Source organism: Candidatus Nanopelagicales bacterium, assembly GCA_018003655.1.
Lineage (GTDB): Bacteria > Actinomycetota > Actinomycetes > S36-B12 > UBA10799 > JAGNDY01.
The window spans coordinates 26,139-30,784 of record JAGNDY010000019.1 but is presented as its reverse complement, the minus strand read 5'-3'; the positions used below and the strand labels follow the sequence as shown (position 1 = coordinate 30,784).

At 63.5% G+C, this 4,646-nt stretch carries 5 protein-coding genes; all 5 read right to left on the bottom strand.

The window, feature by feature from the left end:
• A partial coding sequence (locus KAZ48_04780; protein MBP7972091.1) for a CTP synthase occupies window positions 1-794 on the bottom strand: 794 nt, incomplete at its 3' end.
• Between the two features lie 72 nt (window positions 795-866).
• Window positions 867-2,630, bottom strand: a complete 1,764-nt coding sequence (gene recN, locus KAZ48_04775) for a DNA repair protein RecN (protein ID MBP7972090.1) — start codon at window positions 2,628-2,630, stop codon at window positions 867-869.
• Entirely contained in the window at window positions 2,627-3,577 is a 951-nt protein-coding gene (locus tag KAZ48_04770; protein MBP7972089.1) for an NAD kinase, read from the bottom strand. The genes recN and KAZ48_04770 overlap by 4 nt, the downstream gene beginning before the upstream one ends.
• Window positions 3,577-4,371, bottom strand: a complete 795-nt coding sequence (locus KAZ48_04765) for a TlyA family RNA methyltransferase (protein ID MBP7972088.1) — start codon at window positions 4,369-4,371, stop codon at window positions 3,577-3,579. Before KAZ48_04765 ends, KAZ48_04770 begins: the two co-directional genes overlap by 1 nt.
• Before the next feature lie 14 nt (window positions 4,372-4,385).
• On the bottom strand, window positions 4,386-4,646 hold a 261-nt coding region (locus KAZ48_04760), incomplete at its 5' end, for a hypothetical protein (protein ID MBP7972087.1).

Here is a 4,646-nt window from a genome sequence, read left to right as displayed (position 1 = left end):
ACGACGTACGCATCGAGACCCTCGGAGTGCAGCACCTTGGGGATGTCGTAGATGCTCGGAGCGTCGACCGCCGCGACGACCGCTTCCATATCGACGTCACACATGAGCGAGATCTTGCGCTTGATGCCTGCCGGTACCGGCCGATCCGCCCGCAGGACCAGCGCGTCGGGTTGGATGCCGATGCTGCGCAGAGCCGCCACCGAGTGCTGTGTTGGTTTGGTCTTGAGCTCACCGGATGGACCGATGTAGGGCAGCAGCGAGACGTGCAGGAAGAAGACGTTGTCCCGACCGATTTCGTGGCGAACCTGACGAACAGCCTCAAGGAACGGCAGCGACTCGATATCACCAACGGTGCCACCAACCTCAGTGATGACCACATCAATGTCGGGGCCACCCATAGCCAGGATGCGGGACTTGATCTCGTTGGTGATGTGCGGGATCACCTGCACTGTGTCGCCGAGGTACTCCCCCCGGCGTTCCTTGGCGATAACGGCTGAATAGACCTGCCCCGTCGTCACGTTCGCCGACTGGTTGAGGTTGTGGTTGAGGAAGCGCTCGTAGTGACCGACATCCAGATCGGTCTCCGCGCCGTCGTCGGTAACGAAGACCTCACCGTGTTGGAACGGATTCATCGTTCCAGGATCGACGTTGAGGTACGGATCAAGTTTCTGCATCGTGACCCGCAAACCGCGGGCCACGAGGAGGTTTCCCAAGCTGGAGGCCGTCAGTCCCTTCCCAAGCGACGAGGCAACTCCACCGGTGACGAAGACGTGCTTCGTTGTTGTCGGGCTCACGGGTTGTCAGGCTATCAGCGCCACGTGGGGTCCAGACAGCGTGCGGCGTTCCCGCCGCGTGTCGCAGCTTCGCTAGCGCGGTGACCCGACGGCGTTGGCAGCCTGTGCTCGCTCACGGCCGGCAAGATCCAATAGTTCGCTCGCGTGGGCGGCCGCGTGCGCCGATTCCTCTTGACCGGCGAGCATTCGCGCAAGTTCTCGGACCCGATCCTCTGGCGACAGCATCCGTACATCAGAGACGGTCACCTGGCCGTCGTCCTGTTTGCTGACGTACAAGTGATGGTCGGCAAATGCAGCGACCTGGGGCAGGTGCGTCACAACGATGACCTGGGCGGTGCGCCCGAGGCGTGCGAGGCGTCGGCCAATCTCCACCGCAGCTTTGCCGCCCACTCCGGCGTCGACCTCGTCGAAGACGAAGGTTGGGGCACTCGCCTGTGCCGCCAGCACGACCTCGAGGGCGAGCATCACCCTGGACAGTTCACCGCCGGAGGCCGCCTTGGAGATGTCTGCCGGTGCCGCGCCGCGGTTAGCAGCGAGCAATAGCCGCACTTCATCCACACCGTGCGGTCCAAAGACAACCGGCTCAGCTTCGCCTGGAAGCTCAAGACCGTCGCCCTCGCCGCGGTGTGGTTTGGCAGTGACCTCAACGACGATTCGAGCATCGGGCATCGACAGGCCAGCGAGCTCCGCACTGACCTGCTCCATCAGCCGCTCCGCTGCGGCGAGACGGGCGGTGGTCACCTCGTCGGCGAGGGAGGCCAGCCCGGCGCGCGCCACCGTCCGCTGCTCGATCAGGGACTCGATGTCGTTCGCTCGATCGAGCTCGAATACGCGGGCAGCTGCCCGCTTCGACCAGTCCAACAAATCAGCGACCGTAGGACCGTGTTGTCGGGTCAGAGCCACGATCTGGGAGCGACGAGTCTCTACGGCCTGCAACTCCCCCGGACTTGATTCCAAGCCAGTCAGATAGCTGGAAAGGTCGATCGCGAGCTCATTGCTCAGCATGCTGATCTCAGCGAGTCGAGCAGCCAGTTCCGCAAGTGCCGGATCCAACGAGGCAGCCGATTCCAGCGCACGCTTGGCGACGGCGGCGCTGCCGATCAGTGAATCCTGTCCGTCACTGTCACCGGTCAGGACGGTGACCGCCGACCCAACAGCGGCGTGGATCTCAGCGGCGTTCCCGAGGATCGCGGCCCGTTGCGCAAGTGAGACGTCCTCGTCGGGCTCTGGTGCGACTTCCTCGATCTGCCCGAGTGCAGCGCGCAGTCGTTCACTTTCTTGCGCCCGATCCGCCGCACCGCTGACCGCATCGCGGACTGCTTCGTCCAATCGGCGAACCTCTCGGTAGTCGATCGCGTACCGCAGCAACGCGTCGGCCAACACGTCGCCACCGAAGCGGTCGAGCATGTCGCGTTGAACGGATTCCTTGCGCAACAGCGCCTGCTCCGACTGCCCGTGAACCGCGACCAGTTGTTCGCCAATTTCGGACAAAAGTGACTGCGGCACAGCAACCCCGCCGGCAATACTTCGGCTCCGACCGCCCTGGGGAACGGTGCGGGTAACTATCAGCTCCCCATCGACGGCCTCTCCGCCAGCTTCGATGACCCGCTCGAGAACCGGGTGATCCGCCCGCAAGTGGAAGCCGCCCTGCACGCGGGTCTGCGCGGACGTTGCCAAACCGGTCGCTGTCTTGCCTCCGAGCAACAGATCCAGTGCGGACAGAACCATGGTCTTGCCGGCCCCCGTCTCACCTGTCAGAACGGTGAGTCCGGGCTCGAGTTCAATCTGTGCCGACCTGATGATGCCGAGATCATGCAGACTCAGGTACTCGATCACTGCGTGCCTCCGGGGTCTCGGCGGCCCCGCCATCCGCTGACGGGCAGCGCGAACTTGGCCACCAGTCGATCGGAGAATCGATCTGGGTGTACCCGCGCGAGTGCGACTGGTTCGGCGCTGCGACGAATCTCGATTCGGGAACCACTCGGGACCTCGATCAATCGCCGGCCGTCGCACCACATGATCGCCGGCGGCGAGTCAGCAGTGAGTTCAATGTCAATCTCGCTGCTAGGGCTGATGACGAGCGGTCGACTGAACAGGGCGTGGGCGCTGATCGGGACGACGAGCAACGCCTCAACATCCGGCCATACGACCGGGCCACCGGCCGACCAGGCGTAGGCGGTAGAACCGGTGGGGGTGGAACACACGACACCGTCGCAGGCCCAGGTGGACAGCGGTTGGTCGTCCACTGCAACCATGACCTCGATCATTCGTGCGCGTGAGGACTTCTCCAGGCTGACATCGTTGAGTGCCCAGCCGCTGATTCGTTCATTGTCGGCGGTCACCAATGTGAGGTCGACGGCGAGCCTGTACTCGACCGCGTAGTCGCGGTTCACGACCGCGGCGATGACCGACGGAAGATCTTCCGGCTCCGACTCAGCCAGGAAGCCCATGTGTCCCAGATTCACGCCTAGCAGTGGAATGTCGTGGCCACGAGCGAGTTCGGCGCCGCGCAGAATCGTGCCGTCACCACCGAAGGTCATCACCAGTTCGCAGTCGGAAACCGCATCGTCGGAGTCCACCGCCGTCACCGCCACTGAATCAACAATGGCTGCGTCCTCGGCCCTCATCAGAACCTCGACGCCGCGCGCAACGAGTCCCTCGGCAGCTTGCCGCGTGAACTCGCGAGCATCATCGCGGAAGACGTGCGGAAGCACAAAGACGGCCCGTTGTTCACTTCCGCGTTCGGAGTCCACGACAGTCCCCGACTCTTCCGAGGCGCTCATCAGGCTGGACCCTCCGCTATGGCACGCACGACGTCATCTTCCCCTACGTTGGCTGATCCGCGCCGTAACCAAACGAAGTATTCGACATTGCCATTCGGGCCGGGAAGCGGACTTGCAACAACTCCGTGACAGCCCAGGCCGAGTTCTGCCGCTGCGGTCAGGACTGCGGTGACCGCTTCCGCGCGAAGTTGCGGGTCTCGCACAACACCCTTCTTGCCGATCTTCGACTTGCCCACCTCGAACTGAGGTTTGACCATCAGCACGTAGTCGGCCGCCACATCGGCAACGAGGGCCAGAGCGGGCAACACCGTGCGTAACGAGATGAAACTGAGGTCAGCCACCACTAGCGACACGGGGCCGTCGAACTGCGTGGCAGTCACATTGCGCACATTCGTTCGATCCATCAATGTCACCCGGTCGTCGGTCTGCAGACTCCACGCGAGTTGCCCGTAGCCGACATCAACGGCGTAGACGCGTTGTGCGCCGCGCTTCAGCAACACATCGGTGAATCCACCGGTAGAGGCACCCGCGTCGAGACACACGCGACCGGCAACCGAAATCTCCGTGAAATGGTCGAGCGCCCCGATGAGCTTGCCCGATCCCCGCGAAACCCAGGTGGACGAAGGTTCCTTTTTCACCGTCACTGGCTCATCGGCGCTGACCTGCCGATCCGGCTTTGTCACCACCATGCCGCGCACTTCCACCGAGCCCGCCTCGACGAGTTCTCGGGCTACCTCTCGAGAACGTGCGAGTCCACGGCGCACGAGCTCAGCGTCGAGACGTCTGCGCGCCATCTTCCAGCCTGCCGTCAGCTGCCGTTGCCGACCTCAGCGGCTCCGGCCTGGTCAAGGTCAGCCTGCAGCGAGGCGTGCAGTTCCTCCAACGCGACGACCTGCTCCTCGAGCGGCAACTCGGAGATGCCGGACAATTCGCCGATGTTGGCATCAGACGTCAGTCCCAATTCAGTCTGAGCATCCTCGCCAGAGCGTTGCGGGTACCCCGAATCCACTACTTCGATGCCTTCGACGAGGAGGCCTTCTTGACTGCGGACTTCTTGGCCGGAGCCTTC

Excerpts from the sequence above, each read along its gene's own strand:
- KAZ48_04765 (MBP7972088.1), bottom strand. The coding sequence starts at position 4,371 with ATGGCGCGCAGACGTCTCGACGCTGAGCTCGTGCGCCGTGGACTCGCA.
- KAZ48_04770 (MBP7972089.1), bottom strand. The coding sequence starts at position 3,577 with ATGAGCGCCTCGGAAGAGTCGGGGACTGTCGTGGACTCCGAACGCGGA.